General features: G+C 64.1%; 15 protein-coding genes. 11 read left to right on the plus strand and 4 right to left on the minus strand.

Annotated features, from left to right (window positions below; all coding sequences use genetic code 11):
* The first annotated feature begins 36 nt into the window (after positions 1-36).
* The 4 genes from B0G75_RS07480 (at position 37) to B0G75_RS07495 (ending at position 4,666) form a co-directional block, all read left to right on the plus strand.
* The gene (locus B0G75_RS07480; RefSeq protein WP_106302678.1) at positions 37-1,242 is read left to right on the plus strand and encodes an efflux RND transporter periplasmic adaptor subunit; all 1,206 of its coding nucleotides are present in this window, start codon (positions 37-39) and stop codon (positions 1,240-1,242) included.
* Entirely contained in the window at positions 1,239-2,768 is a 1,530-nt protein-coding gene (locus B0G75_RS07485) for an efflux transporter outer membrane subunit (protein ID WP_106302681.1), read from the plus strand. The genes B0G75_RS07480 and B0G75_RS07485 overlap by 4 nt, the downstream gene beginning before the upstream one ends.
* A 147-nt stretch (positions 2,769-2,915) precedes the next feature.
* The gene (locus B0G75_RS07490; protein ID WP_106302684.1) at positions 2,916-4,208 is read left to right on the plus strand and encodes an MFS transporter; all 1,293 of its coding nucleotides are present in this window, start codon (positions 2,916-2,918) and stop codon (positions 4,206-4,208) included.
* A 272-nt stretch (positions 4,209-4,480) separates the two neighbouring features.
* Positions 4,481-4,666 carry a hypothetical protein gene (locus tag B0G75_RS07495; protein ID WP_012431424.1) on the plus strand — a complete coding sequence of 62 codons (186 nt, stop codon included), beginning with the start codon at positions 4,481-4,483 and terminating at the stop codon, positions 4,664-4,666.
* Positions 4,667-4,731: 65 nt separating this feature from the next.
* Here the strand turns inward: B0G75_RS07495 and mgrA are convergent, their stop codons facing one another.
* Positions 4,732-5,775 (minus strand): L-glyceraldehyde 3-phosphate reductase, encoded by a 1,044-nt coding sequence (gene mgrA, locus B0G75_RS07500; protein WP_106302687.1) that lies wholly within the window; start codon positions 5,773-5,775, stop codon positions 4,732-4,734.
* A 215-nt stretch (positions 5,776-5,990) separates the two neighbouring features.
* Here mgrA and B0G75_RS07505 point away from each other — a divergent pair, with 215 nt between their 5' ends.
* On the plus strand, positions 5,991-6,197 hold the full coding sequence (locus B0G75_RS07505; protein WP_012431422.1) for a DUF3185 family protein: 207 nt from the start codon (positions 5,991-5,993) through the stop codon (positions 6,195-6,197).
* A gap of 90 nt (positions 6,198-6,287) precedes the next feature.
* On the opposite strand, the gene B0G75_RS07510 is transcribed toward B0G75_RS07505, so the two are convergent.
* Both B0G75_RS07510 and B0G75_RS40110 read right to left on the minus strand, forming a co-directional pair.
* The gene (locus B0G75_RS07510) at positions 6,288-7,049 is read right to left on the minus strand and encodes a phytanoyl-CoA dioxygenase family protein (RefSeq protein WP_106302690.1); all 762 of its coding nucleotides are present in this window, start codon (positions 7,047-7,049) and stop codon (positions 6,288-6,290) included.
* Positions 7,050-7,296: 247 nt separating this feature from the next.
* Entirely contained in the window at positions 7,297-7,512 is a 216-nt protein-coding gene (locus tag B0G75_RS40110; protein ID WP_146142485.1) for a hypothetical protein, read from the minus strand.
* Between B0G75_RS40110 and B0G75_RS07515 the strand changes: the two genes are divergently transcribed.
* Positions 7,511-7,876 carry a hypothetical protein gene (locus B0G75_RS07515; protein WP_106303671.1) on the plus strand — a complete coding sequence of 122 codons (366 nt, stop codon included), beginning with the start codon at positions 7,511-7,513 and terminating at the stop codon, positions 7,874-7,876. The two genes, B0G75_RS40110 and B0G75_RS07515, sit on opposite strands and share 2 nt — an antisense overlap.
* A gap of 181 nt (positions 7,877-8,057) precedes the next feature.
* Here B0G75_RS07515 and metK read toward each other — a convergent pair whose 3' ends face one another.
* On the minus strand, positions 8,058-9,248 hold the full coding sequence (gene metK, locus B0G75_RS07520; protein ID WP_012431419.1) for a methionine adenosyltransferase: 1,191 nt from the start codon (positions 9,246-9,248) through the stop codon (positions 8,058-8,060).
* Positions 9,249-9,525: 277 nt separating this feature from the next.
* On the opposite strand from metK, the gene B0G75_RS07525 reads away from it, so the two are divergent.
* The 5 genes from B0G75_RS07525 (at position 9,526) to B0G75_RS07545 (ending at position 14,441) form a co-directional block, all read left to right on the plus strand.
* Positions 9,526-10,410: a lipid A biosynthesis lauroyl acyltransferase gene (locus B0G75_RS07525; RefSeq protein WP_106302693.1), complete on the plus strand. Its 885-nt coding sequence runs from the start codon at positions 9,526-9,528 to the stop codon at positions 10,408-10,410.
* A gap of 91 nt (positions 10,411-10,501) precedes the next feature.
* Positions 10,502-11,401, plus strand: coding sequence for a diaminopimelate epimerase (gene dapF, locus B0G75_RS07530; protein WP_106302696.1), 900 nt, complete (start codon positions 10,502-10,504; stop codon positions 11,399-11,401).
* Positions 11,402-11,458: 57 nt separating this feature from the next.
* Positions 11,459-12,181, plus strand: a complete 723-nt coding sequence (locus B0G75_RS07535) for a DUF484 family protein (RefSeq protein ID WP_106302699.1) — start codon at positions 11,459-11,461, stop codon at positions 12,179-12,181.
* A 39-nt stretch (positions 12,182-12,220) separates the two neighbouring features.
* On the plus strand, positions 12,221-13,144 hold the full coding sequence (gene xerC / locus B0G75_RS07540) for a tyrosine recombinase XerC (protein WP_106302702.1): 924 nt from the start codon (positions 12,221-12,223) through the stop codon (positions 13,142-13,144).
* A 94-nt stretch (positions 13,145-13,238) separates the two neighbouring features.
* The gene (locus tag B0G75_RS07545) at positions 13,239-14,441 is read left to right on the plus strand and encodes a class I SAM-dependent rRNA methyltransferase (protein ID WP_106302705.1); all 1,203 of its coding nucleotides are present in this window, start codon (positions 13,239-13,241) and stop codon (positions 14,439-14,441) included.
* The last annotated feature ends 7 nt before the right edge of the window (positions 14,442-14,448 follow it).

Below are 14,448 nucleotides of genomic sequence, written 5' to 3' on the forward strand. Positions count from 1 at the left end.
CCTGGACTGCCCACGCATCTCTACAGGGGAAGTTTGATGGAAGGACAACGTCCAGAGCGTTCCGGCACCACGCACGATCCGGCCAAAGCGAAGCGCGCACGCTGGATCGGCGTCGCGGTCGCCGTGGCGGTCATCGCGCTGGCGGCGCAAGGTATCTGGTCGCGCCACGACGCACACGCGGCGCTCGAACGCGATGCCGAGCATACGAGCCAGACGAGCGTCGAAGTCGTGCAGCCGCAGAAGTCGACGGCCGGACTCGATCTCGTGCTGCCCGGCAACGTGCAGGCTTTTCTCGACACGCCGATCTACGCGCGCACCAACGGCTATCTGAAGAAGTGGTACGCCGATATCGGCGCGCACGTGAAAAACGGCCAGCTGCTGGCGGAAATCGATACACCCGAGGTGGACGACCAACTGCGCGCGGCCCGCGCCGATCTGGCGAACGCCAACGCCAACTATGCGCTCGCGAAAAGCACCGCCGACCGCTGGACCGACATGCTGAAAAGCAAGTCGGTCTCGAAGCAGGAAACCGACGAGAAAGTCGGCGACATGCTCGCGAAGAAAGCCACGCTCGACGCCGCGCGCTTCAACGTGGCGCGGCTCGAGAAGACGCAGTCGTTCCAGAAGGTCTATGCGCCGTTCGACGGCATCGTGACGGCGCGCAATGTGGATGTTGGGGCGCTGATCGACGCGGGTAGTTCCGGTGGCCCGGCGAAGGAGCTGTTCCACGTCGCGCAGGCGGACCGGTTGCGCGTTTATGTGAATGTGCCGCAGGCGTACGCGCAGCAGGTTCGTGCGCAGCAGAACGCGTTTCTGACGCTGACCGAAACGCCGTCGAAACATTATCCGGGCACTGTCGCGCGCACCGCGGGCGCCGTCGATCCGCAACAACGCACGATGCTGGTAGAGGTCGATGTCGACAATCGAAATGGCGATTTGCTGCCGGGCGCCTACGCGCAAGTGCATTTCGCGTTGGGCACGGGCGCGGCACCGTTTACGCTGCCCGGTAACGCGCTGCTGTTCCGCCCGGATGGCGTGAAAGTGGCGACCGTCGATGCGCAACGCAAGGTGAAGCTGTTGCCGGTGTCGTTGGGAACGGACTTCGGCACGCGTGTGGCGGTCGTGTCCGGCTTGCAAGGCGATGAGCAGGTGATCCTGAATCCGCAGGACTCGATCGTCGATGGCGCGCCGGTGCGGATCGTGCCCGCGAAAGCGGGTGCGGCGACGGGTGCGTCGTCATGAACAGGCCAGAGTCCCGTCGCCGTTTTGTCGCGCCGCCGCTGCGATATGTCTCGCTGCACGCGTTCGCTCTGGCATTAGCGAGCGCATGTGCACTCGCCGCATGCACGCTCGGCCCGGACTACGTAAAGCCGACTGCCACTACCGCGGCAACCTACAAGGAACTCGACGGCACCGGCTGGAAACCCGCCCAACCCGCCGACACGCTCACACGCGGCGCGTGGTGGAGCGTCTACCCAGACCCGTCGCTCGACGCACTCGAACAACAGGTCGCGAGCGCGAACCAGAACGTGCAGGCCGCCGAAGCGCGTTTTCGCGCCGCTCGCGCAACCGTGGCGCAATATCGGTCGAGCTTCTTCCCGGTCGTCAGCGCGAATGGCGCCTATTCGCGCGCGCGGTCGTCGGAGAACGTGCTGCACAAATCGACCGCCGGCCTCACGCTGAACGACTACCTGGTGCAAGCCGACGCTTCGTGGGAACCCGACCTGTGGGGCCGCGTGTCACGCAGCGTCGAGGGCGCGAAGGCCGAAGCGCAGGCGAGTGCAGCCGATGCCCAGGCCGCGCTCCTGTCGATGCAGGCCGAACTCGCCACCGACTACTTCGAGCTGCGCGGACTCGATCAGGAGCGCCAACTGCTCGACGACACGATCGAGGCCTACAAGCAAGCACTCGATCTGACGCAGCACCGCTACACCGGCGGCATCGCCACGGATGCCGATGTCGCGCAGGCACAGACGCAGCTGAAGACCACCCAGGCGCAAGCACTCGACCTCAGCGTGCAGCGCGCGCAACTCGAACACGCGATCGCGATCCTGATCGGCCGGTCGCCTTCCACGTTTTCGCTGCCGGTTGCGCCGCTCGCCGCAGTGCCCATCGTGGCGGCGGCAGGCGTGCCGTCCGCGCTGCTCGAACGCCGCCCGGACATCGCGGCGGCGGAACGGCACGTCGCCGATATGAACGCGCAGATCGGCGTGGCGACGGCGGCGTTTTTTCCGAACCTCATTCTGTCGGTGACGGGTGGCCTCGAAGCTACTAACTACAGTCAATGGTTGCTGGCGCCGAGCCGGCTTTGGTCGCTTGGACCGACGTTGGCGGGCACGCTGCTCGACTTCGGCGGACGCGCTTCGGTGAAGGAACAGGCCCGTGCGCATTACGACGAAAGCGTCGCACAATACCGGCAGACGGTGTTGAGCGCTTTCGGCCAGGTTGAAGACAATCTCGCTGCGCTTCGCGTGCTCGAACAGGAAGCAGCCGCGCAGGACGACGCGGTGGCTGCCGCGCAACGAGCGCTGGCGGTCGTATCGAATCGTTATAAGAACGGCGCAATCACCTATCTCGACGTGGTGGCCGCGCAAACCACCGCGCTCACCAACGAGCGCGACGCCGTGTCGATCGCGCGTCGGCGGATGGCCGCGAGCGTAGCGTTGATCAAGGCACTGGGCGGCGGCTGGGACGCATCCGCGTTGCCGACGGACGAGCAGATCGTGCATCCGTCCGCACCCGCGAGCGATGCCGCGGCGCACGGGTAGCCGCAGCTTTTCGACGCCGCGAGAGGCCGGCGGACGCGCCGTCTGATCGCGTCGCCGTGGCGGTCCGTTGAACGTCGCGCGGACTCACACGGCTTTTTCAGCGTATCCTTAACTCCTTTGTCGTCTGCATCCCTGAGGAGATTTTTCGTGACCCCGCCGCCGGACGCCAACCGGACCGCTGCTTCTTCGCCCGCTCCCTCGCCTGCTTTTTCTAACGCTTCTTCCCACGCTCCCGCCGCGCCCGACATCCCTTACCTCGAACGCGGCACACGCGCGTACTGGCGCGCCAGCATCGCGCTGCTGTTCGCCGGCTACGCGACGTTCTCGCTTCTCTATTGCGTGCAGCCCTTGCTGCCATCGTTTTCGACGGCATTCAACGTGACGCCGGCACAAAGCAGCCTGTCGCTCTCGCTGACCACGGCCGCGCTCGCGCTTGCTGTATTCGTCGCCGGCTTCGTTTCGGAAGGCTGGAGCCGTCACAAACTGATGACGCTGTCGCTTACCGTTTCCTCGCTGCTGACCATCGGCGTGTCGATCGCGCCGCAGTGGCATCAACTGCTCGTGCTGCGCACGCTCGAAGGTCTCGCACTCGGCGGTGTACCCGCCGTCGCCATGGCCTATCTCGCGGAAGAAGTGCATCCCGATGGCCTCGGCCTCGCGATGGGCCTTTACGTCGGCGGCACGGCGATCGGCGGGATGGCCGGACGCGTGATCACCGGCGTGGTCGCGGATCTGTTTTCGTGGCGCGTTGCGATCGGCACGATCGGCGTGCTCGGCATTCTGTCGATGCTCGCGTTTCGCGCGCTGCTGCCGCCGTCGCGTCATTTCGTGCCGCGGCGCGGACTCGGCTTCACGCATCACCGCACCGCCCTGCTCAAGCAATTCACACGGCCCGGACTGTCTCTACTGTTTCTGCTCGGCTTCGTGCTGATGGGCAGCTTCGTCACGCTGTACAACTACATCGGCTACCGCTTGCTCGCGCCGCCCTATCAGTTGAATCAGACGGAGATCGGCGCGATCTTCGTCGTTTATCTGGCAGGTGTGGTTGCCTCACCGTGGTCGGGACGCATGGCCGATACATTCGGCCGCGCCCGCGTGCTCATCGCCAGCTTGCTGTTGATGGTGCTTGGTCTTGCGCTCACGTTGCTGCATCCGCTGGCGGCAATCGCGGCTGGCATCGCGTGCGTGACGTTCGGCTTCTTCGCCGGACATTCGGTGGCGAGCGGCTGGGTCGGACGTCTCGCCAAGGATGCCAAAGGTCAGGCCGCCGCCCTTTATCTGCTCGCGTATTACATCGGCTCGAGCGTGATCGGCTCGTACGGCGGTCACGTGTGGGCCGGCTTCGGATGGAACGGTGTCGCTGGGCTGGTGAGTGTGTTGCTCGTCATCGGCCTGTTCGCAGCGATGCGTTTGCGCGGGCGCGAGCAACCTCGCGTCTGATGCTCGTGCTTCGACCCAGTGCGCATTGAATAACGCTTAGAAGTAAGGACAACGTAAGCGATCGCTTAAAGTTTTTTATCGTGATTGCTGCGTTGCGGCAATCGCTGCGGCCCTTGCGGCGCCGGGTTCAGCGGCCTGCGAATAGCCGCTGCAGCGCCGCAAAGCGTCGCTATATCGACCTGACTTGTCTCCTATACTCAAATCGAGCGTGGGCGGTGCATGACTCTAAAAATCGAGCCGCCGCCTCCGCAGGGATATATAAGGAGACGAGAATGACGACCTACTTCACGATCGGCGATTTCATCCTGGTCATTCCGATGGCGTTGGCCGGGGCCTTGTTTGTCGGTGCACTTCCCTGCAAGACGGAATTCCGGCACAACGCATTGCGCGTGCTTGGCGCGCTGATCGGCGTGATGTTCGCCGTCGTGCTGGTCGAAGGTTTGCCGGCGCTCGTCTAGAGGAAAAAAGCCGCCCGAGGGGCGGCTTTTCTATTGCTGCGGTGTGAAGGGCCAAGGCGCGGGGATCAGATCGCCTGATCCGTCGACGGCTTTTCCCACAGGTTGATGCCACCTTCGGTTGCGTAGCGATCGATCTCGGCCAGTTCGTCCTTCGAGAACGCGAGATTCTTCAGCGCGCCAACGTTCTCACGCACCTGCTCCGCACGGCTTGCGCCGATCAGCACGGACGTCACGCGCGGATCGCGCAGCGCCCACGCGAGCGCCATCTGCGCCAGGCTCTGACCGCGGCGTTGCGCGATGTCGTTGAGCTTGCGCACGTGCTCGATGTTCTGCGCGCTCAAATGCTCCTGCTTCAACGAACCGCCGCCCGGTTTGTTGACGCGCGCGTCTTCCGGCACGCCGTTCAGGTATTTGCCGGTTAGCAGACCCTGAGCCAGCGGCGTGAACGCGATGGCGCCCGCGCCTACCTTCTCGAGCGTGTCCAGCAACTCCTGCTCGATCCAGCGATTAAGCATGTTGTACGCGGGCTGATGAATCAGCAGCGGCACCTTGTACTCGGCGAGCAGCTTCGCCATTTCAAGCGTTTTGGTTGCCGAGTACGACGAGATTCCGATGTACAGCGCCTTGCCCTGCTGCACGGCGCTCGCCAACGCACCGGCGGTTTCTTCGAGCGGCGTGTCGGCATCGAAACGATGCGAATAGAAAATATCGACATAGTCGAGGCCCATGCGCTGCAGGCTCTGATCGAGACTCGCGAGCACGTATTTGCGCGAGCCGCCGCCTTGACCGTACGGACCGGGCCACATGTCCCAACCGGCCTTCGACGAAATCAGCAGTTCATCGCGATACGGCTTGAAGTCGTCCTTGAAGAGCCGGCCGAAATTGGTTTCGGCACTGCCGTACGGCGGCCCGTAGTTGTTGGCGAGGTCGAAGTGCGTGATACCCAGATCGAAGGCCGTGCGCAGGATGTCGCGCTGCGTGGAGATCGGCGTGGTGTCGCCGAAGTTGTGCCACAGACCGAGCGACAGCGCAGGCAGTTTGAGACCCGACTTACCGCACACGCGGTACTGCATATCCGAATAGCGTTCTGAAGCTGCTTCGTAAGCCATTGCTAGTGTCCTTGATGGTGAAGGCGCCCGACATGTGCGGGCATGGGCAATCGCATGCTGCGGGAGGCGTGCTGCTTTATTTTTGTAGGTGGGGATGCAGCCAGACCGCTATGGTAGCGAATCGACGTGATGCATGCAGACACCCAGTATGCGGGATGGACGATCGCTTGCGGCTCGCCTACACTTTGCCCGACTCAAGCTCAGGGGAGAGATAGATGACGAAGGCGATTTCCATCGCGTTGATTGTCGGCGGTATCGTGCTGCTGTACTTCGGCGGGCAGGCGTTCAATTCGGTGAGCAGCGACGTCTCGCGCGTCTTCACCGGTTCGCCGACCAACAAGGCGATCATGCTGATCGTGGGCGGCGTCGTGGCCACGATCGCCGGCCTGACGGGAATGGCTTTGTCGGGACGCAGGCGCTAACGGCGTGCGCGACGCGCGGTGTGGTGCTTCGAGGTCCAGGTCCGCGAGCGAATGTGGACCCGAAGCGCCGCCGCGAGAAATCGGAAAAGCCTAAAACGCCACCTCGGGCTTTGCAGCCGAACGGGTCCCCGGCAACGGCACATTGCTCGCGCCGTGATAGGTGTACACCAGCGAAAACTTCACCTGATCGGTAATGTTCTTGCCGGCCGAATGCAGCGTGTTGCAGTGGAAAAACACCACGTCACCGGGCTTGAGTTCAGGCGACACCGCGGTGCGAATCCACTCCTGATTCTCTTCCAGATCCGAACGGAAAAATTTGGCCTGATCGAACCGGTCGGAAGTGAACGGGGCGTTGTGCGACTTCGGCACGAGCCACAGCGCGCCGTTATCCACCGTCTCGGCGCCGACCGCGAGCCACACCGACACCAGATCGTCCCGCTCGAACGACCAATACCGCACGTCGCGATGCCAGCCGGTCAAGCTGCCATACGCCGGATGCTTGGTCATCATGCAGTTATGGTGCGCGCGTGACAGACGCGGCTCCTCGCCGAAATACAGTTCCATCCAGCCGCGAATTTCCGGCGCGGTCGCCCATTGCGCGAAACTCGGATGACGTCCATACGCATCCAGCAGCCGCCGCACCGTATGGCCGCCGGGCGCATGCTTGGAGGTCGGCGCGCCGGGATACTGCAGGTCCGCTTCGAACTCGATCGGCGCGGCGGCTTCCTGCAACTGACGCTGCGCAATCTGCTTCAACTCATCGCAACGCTCGGCTGACACCAATCCGGGCACGACGACAAAACCCTGCTCCCGCAACGTCTGAATCTGCTCTTTCTTGGAATGAAGTGACATGGTATTCCGTTACTGTCGACAAGCTGATGCACGATTGTAAAACGGGCGCGATCGCAGGGTGCTGCTGTTTCACCCGCGAGCAACCGCTCCTTACGCACTACTTTCATGCGGCAAGCCCGATGTCGCGGCACTTCGAATGGGCAAGCACGCACGAAAATCGACCGCAAAGGGCGCGATCGCGCGGCCGCAAATCGCGAACTACCCCGTAAAAACCCGCATTCGCAGGGTAAAAACCGACTTTATGACGTCACGAATCGCGTGTAACCTGCGCTGCATGCTGATCGCTATTCCCGCACTCTCGCGCCGCGTACAGGCCACCGAGGCCGACTCCGCCGTACACCGTGCACCTTTCCGTCGAATTCCAGGCTTTCGCGCCGTCCATCGCGACACCGCCATTGGCACATTTGGTGCTCTTCATGGCGCACATTCCGTCGCGCGACACGTTGCCTACTTGTGAAGCCATGCATACTCTCCTGAGCACCCGTCTTACCCGCGCAGCACTGAAAGCCGCGCGTCCCGCGCGCCGCCATGTCGTGCGCGCGCTGCGCCATCACGCTACCCGCACCCGCGCGCTGGGCGAACAATGGCGCGATACCAGAGCCGTCGACGGCATCCGCACCTGGTTCAACACGTTCTTCTCCACCTTGCGTTTGCAAGGCAGTTCACGCCGTTTTTCGCTGCGCACGCTGCTGCGCAAACCGACGCCGCTGCGCCTCACCGCGCAGCGCGCACCGGTGGCCGCGCCGCAGAACGCGAGCCGCCGCCCGCGTCGCATGTCGACGAACGCCAGCACCGGCTGGTTTGCGTTCGCATTCGCGAGCCGTTAAGGCGATTACGGAACGCAGCACGCTTCTGTACCGGCGCGGCTTCAGCGGCCGCGTCGATGCGAGAACACATCGCGGCCTTTGCAGCCGCCGATCGGCTGCGCAGTAGAGCAACCGACACAAATGAAAAAACCCCGCCTGGCTCACGCCGGCGGGGTTTTTTGCTGAAACAGACGGCTTGCGCTTATTCGGCCAGCGCGGCAACCGGTTCCGTGCCGGCGGCTTCGGCGAGCGCCAATGCCTTGTCCGTGGATTCCCACGTGAATTCCGGCTCTTCGCGGCCGAAGTGACCGTAGGCCGCGCTCTTCTCGTAAATCGGGCGCAGCAGGTCGAGCATCTGGATGATGCCCTTCGGACGCAGGTCGAAATGCTCCTGCACGAGACGCGTGATGGTTGCATCCGACACGCGGCCCGTGCCGAACGTGTTCACCATGACCGACGTCGGCTGGGCGACGCCGATAGCGTACGACACCTGAATCAGGCAGCGCGAAGCCAGGCCCGCGGCCACGATGTTCTTCGCGACATAACGGCCGGCGTAAGCCGCCGAACGGTCGACCTTCGACGGATCCTTGCCCGAGAACGCGCCGCCGCCGTGCGGCGCGGCACCGCCGTACGTATCGACGATGATCTTGCGGCCGGTCAATCCGCAATCGCCTTGCGGACCGCCGATCACGAAACGACCCGTCGGGTTCACGAGGAACTTGATGTCGCCCTTGATGAGCTCGGCCGGCAGGGTCGGCTTGATGACTTCTTCGATCACGGCTTCGCGCAGCGTGCCCAGATCGATATCCGGCGAATGTTGCGTGGACAGCACCACGGTGTCGATCGCATGCGGCTTGCCGTCGACATAACGCACGGTGACTTGCGACTTCGCGTCCGGACGCAGCCAGGGCAGACGGCCGTCGCGGCGCAGATTCGCCTGACGCTCCACCAGACGGTGCGACAGGTGAATCGGCAGCGGCATCAGTTCCGGCGTTTCTTCGCACGCGTAGCCGAACATCAAGCCCTGGTCGCCGGCGCCTTGATCGAGGTTGTTGTCGTGCGCGCGGTCCACGCCTTGGGCGATGTCCGGCGATTGCTTGTCGTACGCGACGAGCACCGCGCAGCCGCGATAGTCGATGCCGTAGTCGGTATTGTCGTAGCCGATCCGCTTGATCGTGTTGCGCGCGACCTGGATGTAATCGACGTTGGCGGTGGTGGTGATTTCACCCGCCAGCACGACGAGACCCGTGTTGCACAGCGTTTCCGCGGCAACGCGCGAGTATTTGTCCTGAGCCAGAATGGCGTCGAGAATGGCGTCCGAAATCTGATCCGCGACTTTGTCGGGATGGCCTTCGGAAACGGATTCGGAAGTGAAGAGATAGTCGTTTGCCACGTTGCAGACTCCTGTTGTGTGGTTACGGTTGAGTTTCACGTAGCCAGCTTCGGGAGCCTTGAAGCGGCGACGCTTTAGCGGATTACCTTACCAGGCGGCGCAGATCACATGGATTGCAGCCGCCGGCTTCGCCCCGCAAGTTGTCTATTAACTCGGCGAAGCCCTTATTATAGCGACTTCTTATGATTGTCACAGAGTGTCCAAGAGTGCGGTATTACGTCAACTTTTCCGCTTTCCTGAAGCCCGTCTTGTGCCGCGCCTCTTTTCAGGAGGCGGCATGCTGAGCCGCTATGGCGCCAAACTTGCGATCGGGCTGCTGAAACTGTTTGCACTGTTGCCTTATGGTTTCGTGGCCCGTCTCGGCGACGGACTCGGCTGGCTGCTCTATCAGATCCCGAGCCGGCGCAAACGCATCGTCCATATCAATCTGAAGCTGTGCTTTCCCGAGTGGAGCGACGAGCGTCGCGAAGACGTCGCGCAGAAGCATTTCCGTCACGCAATCCGCAGCTACCTCGAACGCAGCGTGCAGTGGTTCGGCTCGGCGAAGAAACTCGAAAAGCTGATCCAGCTCGACAGCGCGATCGATCTGACGGACCCGAATCTGCCGCCCACGCTGTTTCTCGGCTTTCACTTCGTGGGTATCGAGGCCGGTTCGATCTTCCTGAACTATTCGCTCAAGCGCCAATGCGGCTCGCTCTATCAGCCGATGTCGAACCCGGAGCTCGAAGAAGTCGCCAAAGCGGCGCGCGCGCGTTTCGGCGCGGACATGGCGAGCCGCGCCGACAGCGCGCGCATCGTGCTGCGCTGGCTGCGCGACCGCAAGCCGGTGATGCTCGGCGCCGACATGGACTACGGCGCGCGCAATTCCACCTTCGTACCGTTTTTCGGCGTGCCGACCTGCACGCTGACCGCGGTGGGACGTCTGGCCAAGGTCGGTCACGCGCAGGTCGTGCCGTTCATCGGCGAGGTGCTGCCGAATTACAAAGGCTACCGGTTGAAAGTATTCAAGCCGTGGGAAAACTACCCGACCGGCGACGACGACGCGGACGCCCGTCGCATGAATGCCTTCCTGGAAGAGCAGATTCCGTTGATGCCCGAGCAGTACTACTGGGTCCACAAACGCTTCAAGACCCGGCCGCCGGGTCAACCGAGCGTGTATTGAACAGCCGCCTTCGCGGCGCGAAGAACGCGCCCTGACACGGAAATAACGCGGCGTTCGGTGCACGCGTGGGCTCGTCACTTACAATAGCGTGATGAAACTGAAATTCACCAAAATGCACGGCGCGGGCAACGACTTCGTCGTGCTCGACGGCTACACCCAACCGGTCAACCTGACGCCGGCGCAGGTGCGCGCGCTCGCGGACCGGCATTTCGGCGTCGGCGCCGATCAGTTGCTGCTGGTCGAGAAGCCCACGGTGGCCGGCGTCGATTTCAGGTATCGCATCTTCAATTGCGACGGCGGCGAAGTCGAGCATTGCGGCAACGGCGCGCGCTGCTTCGTCAAGTTCGTGCGTGACAGTGGCCTCACCGATCAGCGCAGCGTGCGCGTGCAGGTGCAAAAGGGCACCATCACGCTGACCATGCAGGAAAACGGCGAAGTGCTGGTCGACATGGGCACGCCCGTGTTCGACCCGGAACGCGTGCCGTTCGCCACCAAAGGCCTGGAAGGCCGCCGCGAGGGCGCGGACACGCTCTGGCCGCTCGACGTGAACGGCACGACGCGCTGGATTTCGGTGGTGTCGATGGGCAATCCGCACGCCGTGCAAGTCGTCGACGACGTCGAGGCGTTCCCGGTGCTGGTTGAAGGCCCGGTGATCGAACGTCATGCGCGTTTTCCGCAGCGGGTCAACGCGGGCTTCATGCAGATCGTCGGCCGTAGCGAGATCAAGCTGCGCGTGTACGAACGCGGCGCGGGTGAAACGCTGGCGTGCGGCACGGGCGCGTGTGCGGCCGTCGCGGCCGGCATCCGGCGCGGGCTGCTGGATGCACCGGTGCTCGTCCACACGCATGGCGGCAAACTGACCATCACGTGGGACGCCGCGCAAGCAGACCAGCCGCTGCTGATGGCCGGGCCTGCCGCGACGGTCTTCGAAGGCGAAATCGAACTGCCCGACTCATTAGCCGACTCATTAGCCGATTCACAGGCCGCATAAACTCATTGACCGTTGCGCCGCCCCAAGGCGTCGCCCCGTAGTCCTTTAGCCGAAACCATGAACGATCGCGAAGTCGCCGAATATCTGCTTGCCAATCCTGAATTCTTCGCCGAACACGCGGAAATGCTCGCGACGGTCCGCCTCGCGAACCCGCACGGCAAAGCCGCGGTGTCGCTGCAGGAACGGCAGATGGAAATGCTGCGCGACAAGAACAAGCACCTCGAACGCCGCCTCGCCGAACTCCTGCGCTACGGCCACGAGAACGACAGCATCGCGTCGAAATTCAACCGCTGGACGATTCGCGTGATGGCCGAGCGCGATCCGTATGCGCTGCCGCGCACGATCGCCACCGGTTTGCGCGACATCTTCGACGTGCCGCAAGCGGCGCTGCGCGTGTGGGATGTGGCCGAGCCCTATGCTCAGGCCGACTTCGCGCGCCATGTCGGCGAAGAAGTGCGCATTTTCGCCAACAGCCTGACCACGCCGTATTGCGGCGCGAATACCGGCTTCGAGGCCGCGCAGTGGCTGGTGCCCTCCGTGACCGCGGTGAGCGACGAAGGCTCGACCGGCCACGCGGCGTCCGAGTCGGCGCACGCTACCGAATCGATCGCGCTGCTCGCGCTGCGCGATCCGGAAGGCAAGGAAGAAGCGCCGACCTTTGGCCTGCTGGTGATGGGTTCGGCCGACGCGCGCCGCTTCCACGACGGCATGGCCACTGATTTCCTGACGCAGATCGGCGCGCTGGCCAGCGCGGCGCTGAGCCGTCTGCTGCCGCGCTGACGGCGCTCCGCTCTGCGCCAGCCGCTCGAAAAACCCACCGTGACCGCCGCCGACCCGATCGCCGCCTATCTGTCGAATCTCGAACACGAGCGGCGGCTCTCGGCGCATACGCTGCGCGGCTACGCCCACGAACTGGAAGAACTCAAGCAGCTGGCCAAAGGCCGGCCGCTCGAAAGCCTCACGCCCGTGGACATTCGCGGCGCGGTTTCGCGGGCGCACGCGGGCGGCCTGACGGCGCGCTCGATCAGCCACCGGCTGTCGGCGTGGCGCGCGTTTTACCGCTGGCTCGCCGGGCGCGTCGATCTGCCGGCCAATCCGGTCGCGACCGTGCGCGCGCCGAAGCAGGCCAAACCGCTGCCCAAAGCGCTATCCGTCGACGACGCCACGCGTCTGATGGAAAGTCCGCCCGCCGCCTCGCCGGAAGGTTTGCGCGATCACGCCATGCTCGAACTGTTCTACTCGTCGGGCTTGCGGCTCGCGGAACTGGTCGGCCTCGACGCCCGTTTCGCCGATGCCGACGGCTACCGCTCGGCCGGCTGGCTCAAGCTCGATTCGGCTGAAGTCGAAGTGCTCGGCAAGGGCAACCGGCGCCGCGTCGTGCCGGTCGGCAGCAAGGCGCTGGAAGCCTTGGGCGCCTGGCTCGCCGTCCGCGATCAGATGGTGAAGCACGATCCGCATCCGCTGTTTCTCTCGGCGCGCGGCAATCGCCTGTCGCCGAACGTCGTGCGCGAGCGCGTGAAGCGCGCGGCGCTGGTCGCCGGCATTCCCGCCAATGTGCATCCGCACGTGCTGCGGCATTCGTTCGCCACGCACGTGCTGCAGTCGAGCGGCGATCTGCGCGCCGTGCAGGAACTGCTCGGCCACGCCAGCATCACCGCGACGCAGGTCTATACCGCGCTCGATTTCCAGCATCTCGCGCACGTCTACGATCAGGCGCATCCGCGCGCCAAAAAACGCGACTGACTCCGCGGCTCGATTCGCGGCGTACGGTCTCCGCCTTCGCTTTACCTGCCGCGTGCGCCGTGCCGCGCGGCCCATTGCTCTCTCTGACACCCTGATGAATACCGTTACGCTCAAACCGTCGAAAGAAAAGTCGCTGCTGCGCCGCCATCCGTGGGTCTACGCCAACGCGATCGACCGGATCGACGGCAATCCCGCGCCCGGCGCCACCGTGCTGGTGCGCGCGCACGACGGCCGTTTCCTCGCGCGCGCGGCCTACAGCCCGCATTCGCAGATCCGCGCCCGCGTCTGGAGCTTCGACGAAAGCGAGCCGATCGATCACGCGTTTTTCAAGCGCCGTGTACAGCGCGCGCTCGCGCATCGTCAGACGATGGTTCACGACACCGGCGCTGTGCGGCTGATCTTCGGCGAAGCGGACGGCCTGCCGGGCTTGATCGTCGATCATTACGTGGCCGAGGACGAAGGCCAGCGCAGCCAGTTGGTCTGTCAGTTCATGGCGGCGGGCGTGGAGGCGTGGAAGGACGCGATCGTCGCGGCGCTGACTGGCGCGACCGGCTGCCCGAACGTCTACGAACGCTCGGACGTGTCGATTCGTCAGAAGGAAGGACTCGAGCAGATCACCGGTGTGCTGGCGGGCGAAGCGCCGTCGGAAGCGTTGATCGCGAGCGAAAACGGCGTGCGCTATCACGTCGACGTGCGCAATGGCCACAAGACCGGTTTTTACGTCGATCAGCGCGACAACCGCCTGCTCGTGCAGCAGCTCGCGCAGGATCGGGAGGTGCTGAACTGCTTCTGCTACACCGGCGGCTTCTCGCTGGCGGCGTTGAAAGGCGGCGCCAAACGCGTAGTGTCGATCGATTCCTCGGGCGACGCGCTGGCGATTGCCCAGCAAAACGTGGCGGCCAACGGCTTCGACGCCGGACGCGCCACCTGGCTCGACGCCGACGCCTTCAAAACGCTGCGCCGCCTTCACGACGAAGGCGAGCGCTTCGACCTGATCGTGCTCGATCCGCCGAAATTCGCGCCGTCGCGCGAACATGTGGACCGCGCGTCGCGCGCTTACAAGGACATCAACCTGACCGGCCTGAAGCTGCTGCGCCCGGGCGGCCTGCTTTTCACCTATTCGTGCTCCGGCGCGATCGACGCCGAACTGTTCCAGAAGATCGTCTCCGGCGCGGCCGCCGACGCGCGCGTGGACGCCCGCATTCTCAAGCGGCTGGGCGCCGGCGTGGATCACCCGCTGCTCACCGCATTCCCGGAAGGCGAATACCTGAAGGGCCTGCTGTTGCAAATCGCCTGATCGCCCA

Origin of the sequence: Paraburkholderia sp. BL18I3N2 (genome assembly GCF_003001875.1) — a bacterium.
In the GTDB taxonomy this organism is placed as follows: domain Bacteria; phylum Pseudomonadota; class Gammaproteobacteria; order Burkholderiales; family Burkholderiaceae; genus Paraburkholderia; species Paraburkholderia phytofirmans.